Here is a 13,679-nt window from a genome sequence, read left to right on the forward strand (position 1 = left end):
CGGGACCTAGCTAGACATATCAGGCCTCGTCGTCAAACCAGTGGGCACGGGCACGCATGATCAGATCGCTGGCCGCATCTTGCGCCAGGCCGGTCATCTCGGACAGCTCGTCCGTTGCCAGTTCCGCCAGTTCATCCAGCGTTGTAATCTCGTTTTCGGCCAGTACGGCGATCAGCTCGGGCGTCATGCCCTCGACTCCTGCCAGTTCCTTGACCGCGGTCTGTACCAATTCTTCCTTGGCGATGGCCTCGCTCAGCAGTGCATTGCGGGCGCGGGCACGCAGCTCGTTGACGGTTTCTTCGTCAAAGGCTTCGATGTCCTGCAATTCCTGCATGGGCACATAAGCGATTTCTTCCAGACCGGTAAACCCTTCGTCGATCAGAATATCGGCCACGGCTTCATCCACATCCAGACGGGACATGAAGGTAGCGCGCAATTCTTCGCGCTCTTCGTCTTGACGGTTGCGGCTTTCTTCCGGTGTCATGATGTTGATCTGCCAGCCGGTCAGCTCCGATGCCAGACGCACGTTCTGACCACGCGAACCAATCGCCTTGGGCAGGTTTTCTTCGTCTACCACCACGTCCATGGCGTGCTTGTCTTCGTCCACCAAAATGGATTCGACGTGTGCCGGCGCCAGAGCACCGATCACAAATTCGGCCGGATCATCCGCCCACAACACGATATCGACCTGCTCACCGCCCAGCTCGTTGCGCACCGCAGTCACGCGCGAACCACGCATGCCCACGCAAGTACCGATAGGATCGATGCGCTTGTCATAAGCAATAACGGCGATCTTGGCGCGCACACCCGCATCACGGGCAGCTGCCTTGATTTCCAGCAGACCCTGTTCGATCTCGGGCACTTCGTTCTCGAACAGTTCTTTAATAAAGTCAGGCGCAGTACGCGACAGGATGACCTGCTGGCCACGTGCTGCGTAATCCACTTTCTGAACCCAGGCACGAACACGATCGCCCACGCGGATATTTTCCTTGGGGATCATTTCCGAACGAGGCAGACGTGCTTCGATCTTGCCCATTTCGATAATGGCATCGCCCTTATCCATGCGCTTGACCGTACCGGAAACAATGGTTTCACCACGCTCCAGGAAGTCGTTCAGAACCTGTTCACGCTCGGCGTCGCGGATCTTTTGCAAAATGGCCTGTTTGGCCGCCTGGGCACCGATACGACCGAACTCGATAGGTTCGAGCGGCTCTTCGATGTAATCGTCCACTTGCAGCTCGGGATCGATTTCCTGGGCGTCCGACAACATTTCCTGTTTATCGGGCTCTTGCAGGCCGGCCTCATCAGGCACGACCAACCAGCGCCGGAACCCTTCGTGGGCGCCAGTTTCCCTGTCGATTTCCACACGGATATCGACATCTTCCTTGAAGCGCTTTTTCATGGCCGAAGCCAAAGCGCTTTCGAGCGCGGTGAACACGACATCACGCGCTACGGATTTTTCACGCGCCAGCGCATCGACCAGCAATAGAATTTCGCGACTCATCGCTTCTTACCCTTGAAATCAAGAACGGGATCCAATTTGGCACGATCCACCTGGTCATAGGTGAATTCGACCTGCGTCAGCTTGCCCGATGCTTCGTCCAGTTCCAGCCTAAAAACGGTATCCAGCGGAACACTAGCCGGTAGCGCCCCTTCAGGAGCGTGGAGCGTACCCACAAACACTTTCCGATTATCGAGTGCTTCGTGCAGGCGCACCTGCACCCGACTGCCCGCAAAACGCACGTAATCGCCAATGCGCAGCAAAGGGCGATCCACCCCCGGCGAGGTCACTTCCATGCGGTTGTAGTCCACGTTTTCCACTTCGAAAACGCGCGACAATTGTTTAGACACCCATTCGCAGTGTTCGATACGCACCCCTTCCGGGTGATCGATGATGATGCGTAACAAGCCTAGCGGCGCACGCTCCACGTCCACCAGTTCGTACTCGGTACCCGCCAGGGTCTCTTGTGCCAAAGCCAGAATGTCTGCCATAAAATCCAAAAAAAATGGGCTGTACGCCAGCCCATGGTCACCATGCACACTTGAGAGTCAAGCGGGCCCTGGTCTTGCGCATTGCCAACGTCAAATCGGGATAGTTGCAGGCGCAACCGAACCGGATGATCCACGCGGTCTTTACCTTGACTTTGCCTTGAAAGACCGCCCTATTCGCTGGCGCGCAGCATCAAAAAAGACCCAGCCGACACAAACGTCTCTGAGCCAAGTTCTATATTCTACCAGAAAACCGGAAAATACGTGCATTCACACGGCCTTACAGGCCCAAACCGCAGGGTTCGGGCCACAAACTCAAAGTCCGTGCGACTTGGCTTTACCGGCGCCCGCGTCCCAAGTGGGATTCATGGGCTGCCGAGCTGGCTGGCTGCCAGTCGTCATCACGACGGCTGACACGGCGCACCACCGTTGTTTTCTTCACATGAGCCTTGGGCGCTTGCCCGGCACCGGCACGATCGGAAGCACCGCGACGGGTTGAAGGCGCACGTCCTTCCTGAGCACCGCGAGCATGACCGCCACGGGCCTGATCACCACGACCTTGCTCACCACGCGCCTGATCGCCACGTGCTGGGCGGCGGCCATTATGCACACGGGCACCTTCCTGCGAACGCCCCTCGCGACCGCGACCTTCGTGTGTACGAGCTTCCGAAGAACGTCCTTCTGCCGCACGACCGCGCTGCTGCCCACGAGCACCCTGGCCGCTACGTGGGGCACCACGCCCGTGACCACCCTGTTCACGACGACCACCATCGGGATGACCGTTGGCCAGACCACCGCTGATGAACAAGGCGCCGCTGACGGATTCATTCACGCGCACATTGTTCGAGGAACGACCGCGACCAGCCACACGACCACCACGACCCATGCGAGCACCGCTCAGACCATTGTGCTCCAGCGTCCCGAAACCGGGAGGCAAGGCGCTATCGTGAGACAGTGGCTGCCGTTCGCGACGCTGGTGCGGGCCTTCGTCATCCGATTCCTTCACCAGGCCCAGACGCAGCATGAATGCCATCACCACATCAGCATCCAACTCTTCCCAACGACCACGGCGCAGGTTTTTAGGCAGCCCGACATCACCAAAACGGGTACGAATCAAACGGCTGACCGTCACACCCATGGCTTCAAACATGCGACGCACTTCACGGTTACGACCTTCGTGAATTGTGACGCGATACCAACGGTTGCTGCCCTCACCGCCCAAAAACTCGATCAAACCGAACTTGGCCACACCGTCTTCCAGCTGCACACCATCACGCATGGACTGCATTTGCTCTTCGCTCAGCTCGCCCAGAACACGTACTGCGTATTCACGCTCGGCACCGTAGCGTGGATGCATCATGCGATTGGCAATATCGCCCGATGTCGTGAAGATCAACAAACCTTCGGTGTTCAAATCCAGACGACCAACAGACAACCACTTGCCCACTTTCAGGGAAGGCAGGCGACCGAACACGGTGGCACGACCCTCAGGGTCGTCGTGCGTAACAATTTCGCCAGCGGGCTTGTGGTACAGAATCACGCGCGGAGGGCGCTTGGTATTGGCCCGATTGATCAATTGACCATTAATACGCACCTTGTCGTCTGCACTGACACGTTGACCAATATGAGCAGGCTCGCCATTCACGGAAACACGGCCTGCAACAATCAGCTCTTCCATATCGCGGCGCGAACCGATACCGGCCTCGGCCAGCACCTTGTGCAATTTAGGCTGCACCAGCTCGCTGCCCATGTATTTACCCAGGCGCTGCGACAGACGATTTTGCTTGTCCAGGTGGCTGAATGCGATGTCGTCATCCCCATCCAGAATCACAACCGGCGCGTCATCAGCCGGGTTCGAATAGCGAGCATCCTGCGCGCTGCCCTGGCGTTTGCCAGCACCACCGCGTGCATCTTGACGACGACCAGCCGGGGCGGGTTTGCGACGATTATTCTGTGGGCGAGCAGGACGGGCCTTGGCTTCACCAGGAGCGGCCGCCTGGGCCTCTTCATTCTGACGGGGAGCCGACTCTTGCGTGGCATCGCCACGACGGCGGCGAAACGGGGTGCGCAACTTGCGCCCCTGGCCTTTCGCGCGGGGATTCTTGGGGTCGGCCGCGCCAGAGGCGTCCGACACGGAGGCTGTGTTCGTCTCGTGCGAATCAGTCATTTTTAATCATTTACTCCAGAGTTTTTTATTTCATCCGGTGCCTGTATATCCGATAGGCCAGCCGTAGCCTGGGCCTCATCCACGGGGTCCGGTGTCGTATTCACTTCAGCTTGTTCAGTTTGTGGCCGCTCCGCCTCTGGAGCCGCCTCAAGCAAATCGTCCTGACTACCTGGCTCGGAATCCGGTTCGGACTCCAGCTCAAGCTGAGCAACAGAGGCCTGTAGCGGCTCCATGCTCACTTCCAAAGCAGCGTCTTGCCCTGCTTCTTGTTCTATTTCTTGCCCTGCTTCGGAACCCGTCCGCTGCGTTGCTGCAAAGGCAAACTCGTGCTCTGCGCCCTGCTCTGCCGCTTGCTCCTGGTTCTGACCCTGATGATCTTCACCCTGCCGTTGATCCGGTTGCTGACCCTGTTGCAGGTCCAGTTCTTGATCCTGCTCTTGATCTTGCTGTTGACCCTGTTCTTTGCCCTGCTCCTGATCAGCCGATGCCGCCTGCCCGTTTGGCAAGGACGCCAGCACATCCAGGGAATCCAGAGTTTCAACCGAAGGCAATTCATCCAAAGAACGCAGACCCAGATCGTTCAGAAACTGACGGGTCGTTCCCAGCAATGCCGGACGTCCGGGCGCATCACGATAGCCCAGCACTTCAATCCAGCCTCGATCTTCCAGGGTGCGCACAATTTGAGTCGATACGCTGACACCACGTATGTCCTCAATATCCCCACGGGTAACGGGTTGCCGCCAAGCAATAATCGCCAAGGTTTCCAGCACGGCCCGCGAATACTTGGGCGCGCGCTCCAGACTGAGGCGGGACAAAAACACTTGCATGGCCGGGCGACTTTGAAAGCGCCAACCCGAGGCGACCTGAACCAATTCCAGGCCACGCTCTTTCCAATCCAGTTGCAAGATAGCCAGATAACGGCGCAGATCATCCGCGCTCAGCGGCGGGGAGACAAACATCTTGCGCAACTCGGCGCTGTTCATGGGCTGCTGCGCACACAGCAAAGCCGTCTCCAGGACTCGGATTATTTCACTTTCAGTCACTGCTGGGAAGCCTCACTTTCTGGCGATACTTGCATAAAGCAAAAATTCCATGTTAATATTTATCTTTTCCGGCGCGGGGTGGAGCAGCATGGTAGCTCGTCGGGCTCATAACCCGAAGGTCGTAGGTTCAAATCCTGCCCCCGCAACCATCACCCGGAACTGCTTAGCAGAATCAAACAAGCCAGCCAATTCGCGCTGGCTTTTTTGTTGCCCGCTGTTTTGATCATCAATCTTGCGCGCAGCGCAGCCCATAGCCAGGGCACGCAGGCCAGCCATCAGCACCGCGGCAACAATCCCAGCCACAGCACGTATCCGAATCACCATCGCCGCCATCGGGCCTTGTACAGGGCCGGACGCGCACGCAAGCCCACCGCCCTGGCTCAAACCAGAAACAGCCGCTTTAAAAGCAATTAAAAATGTTGTGTAAGCACACATGCTGATGATGAGTATGTCCGCAAGCCCTATCGGACTGGATTTGAATTGGCGCTCCTGATTGGCGGAACGCGAAAACAGCACAACAACGTTTGGGGCAATAACTGATCGGGGCGACAGGTCTACATTGCCAAATGCCAACATCAAGGCACCAACAGACCACCGCAGGGGTTATCGATTGCCTAAACCTGAAGCAAAGCCAGAAACAGAGAAATTCGTTTTGCCGGGACATCCCGCCTAGTAGGGGAGCCGACTGCTATCAAAGCCAGATGCCAGCCATCAAGAACTGGTCGCTATACAGGGAGCCGCTTGCGCGTTTGAGCTTTTAGAAATGCCAATCCGGCTGAACCTGTAAGCACAGTCCGTATTACACCATTGCGACCAGCAAGACGCAAGAAAATTGAGGACCGTTTTATCCTGCCTTCATGCCCTTCCCGGCGACAATCCCCAAATATTAATGAAATAAACACGCCACACTATGTACATAATCAAAAATTATGTTATAGTTACTTTTCTGACGCGGGGTGGAGCAGCATGGTAGCTCGTCGGGCTCATAACCCGAAGGTCGTAGGTTCAAATCCTGCCCCCGCAACCAAATTTAAAAAAACCGTCGCTTATGTGGCGGTTTTTTTTTCGTCCTGCTTCCCGGCGCTCACCCTACCAGGCTTTCCCGCCGCCTGCGACAAAGCAAGCGGCACGCCCCGGACACGCCTTGCGCCCTAAGCCATAGCGTGTGTTGAACAGCACCCTCACTATCAATCGTAAAAGCCAGAAAAGCACTGCCAGCCCTGACAGCCAACAGCGCTTGGGGCCGATCAATTCGATGCGTCGGCCTTGCCCAGGCCAAACAGCTTCAAACCATAACGCAGGTGATCACGCAGCCAGACATAGGCAGAGGGGACTTCTTGTCCCGTATCGAACCTGGCTTTCACTTTCAGGCCAGACATCAATTTACGCATTTGATCCACAGACAAGCCAGACTCCAGGCGTGCTGCAGGCCAAGACGGGTCCATGTTCATCTCCAGTGATAAACGTCCCTCGGGTGCGGGAAGTTGGGCGATGAAGGCCAGCAAGGCATTGCGACTATCCCGATCAGCCACCGAGTCAGGCATCAACTGCACGGAAGTACGGGCTGCCAACAAGGCCTTCTCGACGGCGGGACGCGGGTCCTCGTACATGCTCATGTTCAAGACCAATGCAGGCATGACCATGGTCTGGATCAGATTCTGATTATCCAGGTACAGATTCAGGCTTTTAAGCTCCGCCTGCTCCAGCTCGTCCGGGCCCAAAGAACGCCCTGCTGCCGCCTTGATCCCGAATTGAGCCTGAACACGAACTTCACGCAGGTACTTGCTGCGCAGCCGGAGCTGCTCCACATCCAGTTGCGCCGAGGCCGAGTCCCACTTGTACTTAAGGGAAAAATCCATGGGCTTGGCTTGCAGGCGCATCACGTAGTCCTGCCCTGGCAAACGCCCTGTCAGAACGTAGATTCCGCTTACTCGTAGATCCATGGAATCAGGAATAGCTTGCTGCTCGGAAAGTTTTGCCAAACCCTCATCACGCAGGATCAGCTCATCAAAGGCCAGCAGCATCGATGAAAAGCCGGCCGACAACTGTCCGTTCTGAACCAGACATGCTCCATCCTGATCCAGCATCTGCAACTCATCGCCGAATTGCGGCTGCAAGGCGACGTGATTACGCAAATACTCACAAGCAGGACCTGCTTGAGCCGAACTCGCCAGCACCATCGCGGCACCCAGCATCAACGCAATTTTCTTCATGAATTCCTCGTATTGGGCAAGCACAGGCGACAATGCCCAACAAGCCTTCCCTTTGCATGAAACGCTGGCTAGTATACAAAGCCGTCACGGGCAATACCCTACCCTTGTTTCAAAATAGGCGCACCGAAGTCCCCCTTGCCATGGCCAGCACTGAACCCATCCAATTTTCACTTTGCACACAACTGAGTCAGCTCGACGCGGCACACTGGGACGCGCTCTCTGGCCATCACCTGCTGCTCAGCCATGCTTTTTTGACAGCACTGGACGCCGCTGGCTGCGCCACGCCACAGACAGGCTGGTCGCCCCATTACCTGTTGATGCATCGTGGACAGAGGCTGTGTGGCGCCGTACCCCTGTATCTGAAGCATCACTCCCGGGGGGAGTATGTGTTTGATCAGGGCTGGGCTCAGGCCTATCACCGGCATGGACTGGACTATTACCCCAAGCTCCTGTGCGCGATCCCCTTTACGCCTGTCAGCGGCCCTCGCCTGCTGGCTCGCACCCAGGAAGATCGCGTGCTGCTGGCCCGACAACTGATCCAGCTGACACAGAGCAATCAGCTGTCCTCTGTGCATGTGCTGTTCCCGAACCCGGACGACAGGCAGGCTCTGGAGCAAGCAGGTTTCATGATTCGCCATGATGTGCAGTTTCACTGGCAGAACCAGGACTACGGCAACTACGAGGACTTTCTGGCCTCCCTGACCCAGCAAAAGCGCAAAAAAATGCGACAGGACAGCCGCAAGGTCTACGAACAGGGCTTGTCCTTTGAACACAAGCAAGGCCAGGACATTAGCGAGCAGAACCTGGACTACTTCTACCAGTGCTACGCCAACACCTATCAGGAGCGCGGACAACGCCCTTATTTGAATCGGAATTTCTTTGCGCGCCTGCACGCGCAGTTACCCGAATCCCTGGTGCTGATTCTGGCGCAGCAAGATAGACAAGACGTGGCCTGCGCCCTGTCGCTACGGGATGGGCACACACTTTATGGACGTTACTGGGGCTGCACTCGATACGTACCTGGCCTGCATTTCGAGACCTGCTACAACCAGGCGATTCAGTTCTGCATTGCGCAGCAACTGCGTTTCTTTGAAGGCGGTGCTCAAGGGGAGCACAAGCTCTCGCGCGGCTTGCTGCCCACTCCCACCAGCTCGGCGCACTGGATTGCAGACCCACGCTTTGCCCACGCCATTGAAGAGTTCCTGCATGAAGAAGCGGGCCATGTGGCCCGCTATCAGGAAGCACTCAGCAGCCATACCCCGTTTAAAACGCTGGCAGGCTAAAAAATCAGTCTTTCTTGTCTTTGCCTGGTGGCGCAAAGGGAAAGACCGAGAACATTTGCCGGGTCTGATCCTGCATCTGGTCCTGCATTTGCACGAACAGATTCTTGCTTTGATCAATATAACTGTTCATGACGGTTTGCATCACAGGCGCCTGTATGCTCATGAATTGTGCCCAGGCCTCGGGGCCGAACTGCCCGCCATACACGCCCTTGGACTGTTCGGTCATGCGCTCCTGGATCTCCATGAAGGCCTGAATGTTCTTTTCCAGATACGAGCCCATCACCCCCTGCATGGCATTGCCATAAAAGCGGATGATCTGCATCAGCACCGGAGTGGAGAACATGGGGATACCCCCGCTTTCTTCCTCAAGAATGATCTGCAACAGAATACTGCGCGTCAGGTCCTCGCCGCTTTTGGCATCGACGACCGCGAACTCCTCTCCTGACAGGACCAGTTGCTTGACATCAACCATGGTGATGTAAGCGCTGGCCTGCGTGTCGTACAAGCGACGATTGGGGTATTTCTTGATGAGTCGAGGGGATCCCATGCTGGTGCTTACTTCCTAATCAATAAAACAAAAACACGCGCTATGCACTGCAACAAGCCTTAGCTCATGTGCAAGCCACCGTTCAGGGAGAAATCCGCACCCGTGGCAAAACCGGAATCACCCGAAGCCAGCCAGGCCACCATGGAGCCAATTTCATCCGGCGTACCCAAACGGCCCACTGGAATGGTCGCCACGATTTTCTCCAGAACATCGGGGCGAATCGCACGCACCATGTCCGTACCAATATAACCGGGGGAAATAGTATTGACCGTCACTCCCTTATTGGCAACCTCCTGGGCCAGGGCCATGGTAAAGCCGTGAATCCCGGCTTTGGCCGTGGAGTAGTTGGTCTGGCCAAACTGTCCTTTTTGCCCGTTCACCGAACTGATGTTGATGATGCGGCCCCACTGACGCTCTACCATGCCATCAATGACTTGCTTGGTCACGTTGAACAAGCTGTTCAGGTTGGTGTCGATCACCGCACGCCAATCTTCCTGGCTCATTTTACGGAAGGTGCCATCGCGTGTAATCCCGGCATTATTGACCAGCACGTCCACACGACCAAAATCGGCAAATACCTTTTTAAAGGTCTCAACGGTCGAGTCCCAGTCTGCCACGTTGCCCACCGAAGCATGAAATGTGTAGCCCAGCTCGGCCTGCTCGCCCAACCATTTCTGAAAATCACGGTTGGGGCCGCAGCCGGCAATAACGGTAAAACCGTCTTTGGCCAGGCGCTGACAAATGACTGTCCCTATCCCTCCCATACCACCAGTTACGTAAGCTACTTTGCTGCTCATATACATCTCCTGAAAGGGGTGACAAAGCTCGATCCCTTTGCCGGCCCGGGCAATGTAAAGCCTGACATCGGGATAAAGGAAGCAGGCCGATTACCCTGCTCCCGAAACCTGAAAAATTGAAGAATTAACTGGCGCGTACTTTGACGTAACTGCCGGGCGCCTCTTCCAGAACGGGATAACGCGCATGGCCCAGGCGACGTTTTGCACGACGTCGCGAGCCCGACAAGGGCGCAATCCAGGCAATCCAGTCTGTCCACCAGCTGCCGGGTACGGACTGGGCTCGCTCCATATACTGCTGGGCATCCAGCGTGGCGACCGGCTCGCCATCTTGCAGCACCCAGTAATTGCGGCGCTGCTTGGCAGGCGGGTTAATGACACCTGCGATATGGCCCGAGGCTCCCAGCACAAAGCGATGCTGGGCCGCAGGCAAGGCCTGCAAGGACGCGTAGGCCGACTGCCAGGGCACGATATGGTCTTCTTTGGAGCCATACAGGTACACAGGCAAATCCAGTTGGCTCAAATCCGCGCGGTGCGCCCCCACGGGGACACCACCCTTCTGAACCAGCCTGTTTTCCAGATAGGTATTGCGCAAATACCAGGTAAAGAAAGGACCGGGCAAATGGGTGCCGTCGGAATTCCAGTACAGCAAGTCAAAAGCAGGTGGCTTTTTACCTTGCAAGTAGTTGCTGTTCACATAGTTCCAAACTAGCTCGGCGGGACGCAGGAAAGAAAAGGTACTGGCCAGCTCGCGAGCATTGAGCAAACCACCCTGCCCCAACTGCCACTCCCGAAACGCGACCTGTGCCTCGTCAATAAAGACGTTCAGCATGCCCACGTCGGTAAAGTCCAGCATGGTGGTCAGCAAGGTCATGGAAGCGGCCGGGTCCTGGCCTTTATCGCGTGCCAGTGCCAAGGCACTGGCCAGCAAGGTGCCACCAATGCAAAAGCCCAGCGTGTTGATTTTCTCCTGTCCCGACAGCTCCTGGCTGACGCGAATCGCCTCCAGCACGCCTTGCTCCAGATAATCCTGCCAGCTCAGGGCATGAATATGGGCCGCGTCGTTAGGCTGGGGATTTCGCCAGGACATCAGGTACACCGTCAGCCCCTGATCGAGGGCATGACGCACAAAAGAATTCTCGGGCTGCAAGTCCAGAATGTAGAACTTGTTGATGCACGGGGGCACGATCAGCAAGGGCACGGCATGCACCATGCTGGTGGTGGGTGCGTACTGAATCAACTGAAAAATATCGTTCTGGAACACCACGGCACCCGAGGTGGTGCCCACGTTTTGCCCCAACTGAAACTGGCTTTCATCCGTTTGGGTCATGCGCCCTTTCTGCCAGTCGTCCATAAAATTGGCCATGCCTTCCAGCACAGACTGGCCGCCCGTCTCCATCATGGTTTGCAGGGCCTGGGGGTTGAGCATCAGATAGTTGCTGGGCGACATGGCCTCAGCCCACTGCATCATGGAAAAGCTCAGACGCTCGCGCTGTGCGGCGTCCAGCTCCATCAGGTCCAGCATCTCGTTCATGGCCTGAACGCCAAGCTGCCAGACATGGGCATTGAACGAGGCGGTAGGATTGCTCTGCCAGGCGGCATCCGCAAAACGGCGATCCTGTGGGGGTGGCAAGGCGCCGCGTTGGGCCTGGTCCCACAGATCCTGCCACTGCTGCATGTAACGAGCCTGAAGTTCAGCACAGCGGGTGGCATCCATCGGTTTGCCAAAACCTTGAAAAGCACTGTTGTTACTCGACATCTGCCACCTGTAAACGAATTGCAAATACGCTTAGAGCATGACGTTCGTAACAAAAGCAGTCAATTGGGGTAATTAATTAGGCTGGCACGCCAATAGACGGAATTAAAGATTCCATATCGTATTCAATACGATCAAAAAACCGTTAAAGCGGGTTCAAGCGAGCAATGGTGGCCTGTCGGCCCGTCAAGGACGAGCGCCGGTAGGAATAAAACAATTCATTGTCTTGAAACGTGCACAAGCCACTTAAATGCACCGTCATTTTGCCGGGGCCCAATTTTTCCAGTCGATGGCGTGCAATACCCGGCAAATCCGCCTGCCATTTTCCAGGACGCTGTCCCTGAGTAAAAAAGGCGGCCAATTCAGGCTCGTCCAGGACATAGGCATCAAAGACCTCCTGCCCGACTTCGAAGTGCTCCTGACTGATCGCCGGCCCAATCCAGGCTTGCCAGGACTGGGCTTGCGGACAACGAGCAGTCATCGCCTGCCAGGTACGCTCCAGGACTCCGGCTTGCAAACCACGCCAACCAGCATGGGCCACGCCCAGCACCTGGGCCTGCTCGTCCCAGATCACCACCGGCAGGCAATCCGCCGTCAGAATGGCCAGGGTGCGATCCCGACGTGTGGTGATAGCGGCATCAAACTGTCTGGGTACGGCAGGCAGGATGTCCTGATCCGCATCCAGTACCTCTGTGCCGTGTACCTGTGCCAGCCAGACCGGCTCCGAACCCAGGAAGTCTACAAGCCGCTGCCGATTGACCTGCACTCGCTCCGGATCGTCGCCAGTATTCAGGCCCAGGTTCAGGCTATCGCGCTCGTCCTGACTGACGCCGCCTGCCCGCGTTGTACAAAAATAAAGCAGCCCCTCTTGTTCGGGGCCGCTAACAGTAGCAATCAGCTTTGAGTGTGCCATTCAATCGTCTCTGCAACAGATTGATAATCAGACGGTGGCTCCGCCGAGAAGCTGCGGCGCTCGCCCGTATCGGGGTCCTCAAACTCCAGCACGTGGGCATGCAGCATTTGGCGCTGCGCCCCCGCGACGACGCGACCACCATAGAGGGTATCGGCCAGCAAGGGATGCTTGATCGAACTCAGGTGGACACGGATCTGGTGGGTACGGCCTGTCTCCAGGCGGCAAGCCACTTCGGTCACGGCTTCCTCGCCCGCATAACCCTGACGCAACATTTGATAATGCGTTACAGCATGCTTGGGGGCAACCGACGGCCCAGTACTCATGCGCACGGGCACGCGCAAATCGCGCCCAATCGGCTCATCGACCGAGCCCTGGCCCGGCAAGACACCATGGACCAACGCCAGATATTGGCGTCCCATGCTACGCTCTTGCAGTTGTCGGACAAAGTGAGTTTGTGCGACTTCTGTGCGAGCCACCACCAGCAAGCCGGAAGTGTCTTTGTCCAGCCGGTGTACAACACCGGCACGGGGTACCTGACGCAGATTGGGAAAGCGAAACAGCAAACCATTGAGCAAGGTGCCACGCCAGTTACCCGCGCCCGGATGCGTGACCAGACCCACTGGCTTGTTAACCACCAGCCAGGAGTCGCTTTGAGCCACAATCTCGAAGTCCACGTCATCAGGTTCGAAGGCCATGTCTTCTGGGGCCTGTTGTTCCCAGACCAGCACGGTATCACCGGGGTAAACCGTATGCTTGACCTTGACGGCCTGGCCGTTGACGAGAACATGCCCACTCTCGACCCAGGACTGTAGACGGCTGCGCGAATGCTGTGGCAGTAAACGCGCTAACGTCTTGTCCAGACGATCGGGAGACGCAGTGATGGGAAGGATAAAACGCAGTGCGTCGGAAGAAACAACACTATCTTTTTCAGTATCTGTGTCAGGCATGGCGACAAATCATATAATTGAGCAGCA

At 56.7% G+C, this 13,679-nt stretch carries 11 protein-coding genes and 2 tRNA genes; 3 read left to right on the top strand and 10 right to left on the bottom strand.

Going from position 1 to position 13,679, the window contains the following annotated elements:
* Nucleotides 1-19 precede the first annotated feature (19 nt).
* The 4 genes from nusA to scpB form a co-directional block, all read right to left on the bottom strand.
* Complete coding sequence (gene nusA / locus Q9R35_RS13445; RefSeq protein WP_042484214.1) at nucleotides 20-1,504, bottom strand: transcription termination factor NusA; 1,485 nt, start codon at nucleotides 1,502-1,504, stop codon at nucleotides 20-22.
* On the bottom strand, nucleotides 1,501-1,992 hold the full coding sequence (rimP, locus tag Q9R35_RS13450) for a ribosome maturation factor RimP (RefSeq protein WP_042484488.1): 492 nt from the start codon (nucleotides 1,990-1,992) through the stop codon (nucleotides 1,501-1,503). Before rimP ends, nusA begins: the two co-directional genes overlap by 4 nt.
* A 334-nt stretch (nucleotides 1,993-2,326) precedes the next feature.
* The gene (gene rluB / locus Q9R35_RS13455; RefSeq protein WP_311219981.1) at nucleotides 2,327-4,156 is read right to left on the bottom strand and encodes a 23S rRNA pseudouridine(2605) synthase RluB; all 1,830 of its coding nucleotides are present in this window, start codon (nucleotides 4,154-4,156) and stop codon (nucleotides 2,327-2,329) included.
* Between the two features lie 2 nt (nucleotides 4,157-4,158).
* Complete coding sequence (gene scpB / locus Q9R35_RS13460; protein ID WP_311219982.1) at nucleotides 4,159-5,199, bottom strand: SMC-Scp complex subunit ScpB; 1,041 nt, start codon at nucleotides 5,197-5,199, stop codon at nucleotides 4,159-4,161.
* 72 nt (nucleotides 5,200-5,271) lie between these two features.
* Between scpB and Q9R35_RS13465 the strand changes: the two genes are divergently transcribed.
* Together Q9R35_RS13465 and Q9R35_RS13470 are read left to right on the top strand one after the other, a co-directional pair.
* Nucleotides 5,272-5,348, top strand: a tRNA-Met gene (locus tag Q9R35_RS13465).
* A gap of 801 nt (nucleotides 5,349-6,149) precedes the next feature.
* A tRNA-Met gene (locus tag Q9R35_RS13470) sits at nucleotides 6,150-6,226 on the top strand.
* Between the two features lie 220 nt (nucleotides 6,227-6,446).
* Here Q9R35_RS13470 and Q9R35_RS13475 read toward each other — a convergent pair.
* Nucleotides 6,447-7,412, bottom strand: coding sequence for a hypothetical protein (locus tag Q9R35_RS13475; protein WP_311219983.1), 966 nt, complete (start codon nucleotides 7,410-7,412; stop codon nucleotides 6,447-6,449).
* A gap of 140 nt (nucleotides 7,413-7,552) precedes the next feature.
* Here Q9R35_RS13475 and Q9R35_RS13480 point away from each other — a divergent pair, with 140 nt between their 5' ends.
* Complete coding sequence (locus Q9R35_RS13480) at nucleotides 7,553-8,695, top strand: GNAT family N-acetyltransferase (RefSeq protein ID WP_063693614.1); 1,143 nt, start codon at nucleotides 7,553-7,555, stop codon at nucleotides 8,693-8,695.
* 4 nt (nucleotides 8,696-8,699) lie between these two features.
* Here the strand turns inward: Q9R35_RS13480 and phaR are convergent, their stop codons facing one another.
* The 5 genes from phaR to Q9R35_RS13505 form a co-directional block, all read right to left on the bottom strand.
* Nucleotides 8,700-9,242 carry a polyhydroxyalkanoate synthesis repressor PhaR gene (gene phaR, locus Q9R35_RS13485; RefSeq protein ID WP_009457627.1) on the bottom strand — a complete coding sequence of 181 codons (543 nt, stop codon included), beginning with the start codon at nucleotides 9,240-9,242 and terminating at the stop codon, nucleotides 8,700-8,702.
* Nucleotides 9,243-9,301: 59 nt separating this feature from the next.
* The gene (gene phbB, locus Q9R35_RS13490; RefSeq protein ID WP_009457629.1) at nucleotides 9,302-10,039 is read right to left on the bottom strand and encodes an acetoacetyl-CoA reductase; all 738 of its coding nucleotides are present in this window, start codon (nucleotides 10,037-10,039) and stop codon (nucleotides 9,302-9,304) included.
* 124 nt (nucleotides 10,040-10,163) lie between these two features.
* Nucleotides 10,164-11,795 carry an alpha/beta hydrolase gene (locus Q9R35_RS13495; RefSeq protein ID WP_042484201.1) on the bottom strand — a complete coding sequence of 544 codons (1,632 nt, stop codon included), beginning with the start codon at nucleotides 11,793-11,795 and terminating at the stop codon, nucleotides 10,164-10,166.
* A 142-nt stretch (nucleotides 11,796-11,937) separates the two neighbouring features.
* The gene (gene pgeF, locus Q9R35_RS13500) at nucleotides 11,938-12,705 is read right to left on the bottom strand and encodes a peptidoglycan editing factor PgeF (protein WP_042484197.1); all 768 of its coding nucleotides are present in this window, start codon (nucleotides 12,703-12,705) and stop codon (nucleotides 11,938-11,940) included.
* Nucleotides 12,687-13,652, bottom strand: coding sequence for an RluA family pseudouridine synthase (locus Q9R35_RS13505; protein WP_052362931.1), 966 nt, complete (start codon nucleotides 13,650-13,652; stop codon nucleotides 12,687-12,689). Before Q9R35_RS13505 ends, pgeF begins: the two co-directional genes overlap by 19 nt.
* Nucleotides 13,653-13,679: the final 27 nt, after the last annotated feature.

This window comes from Alcaligenes sp. AB3 (genome assembly GCF_031844565.1).
Lineage (GTDB): Bacteria > Pseudomonadota > Gammaproteobacteria > Burkholderiales > Burkholderiaceae_B > Alcaligenes > Alcaligenes faecalis.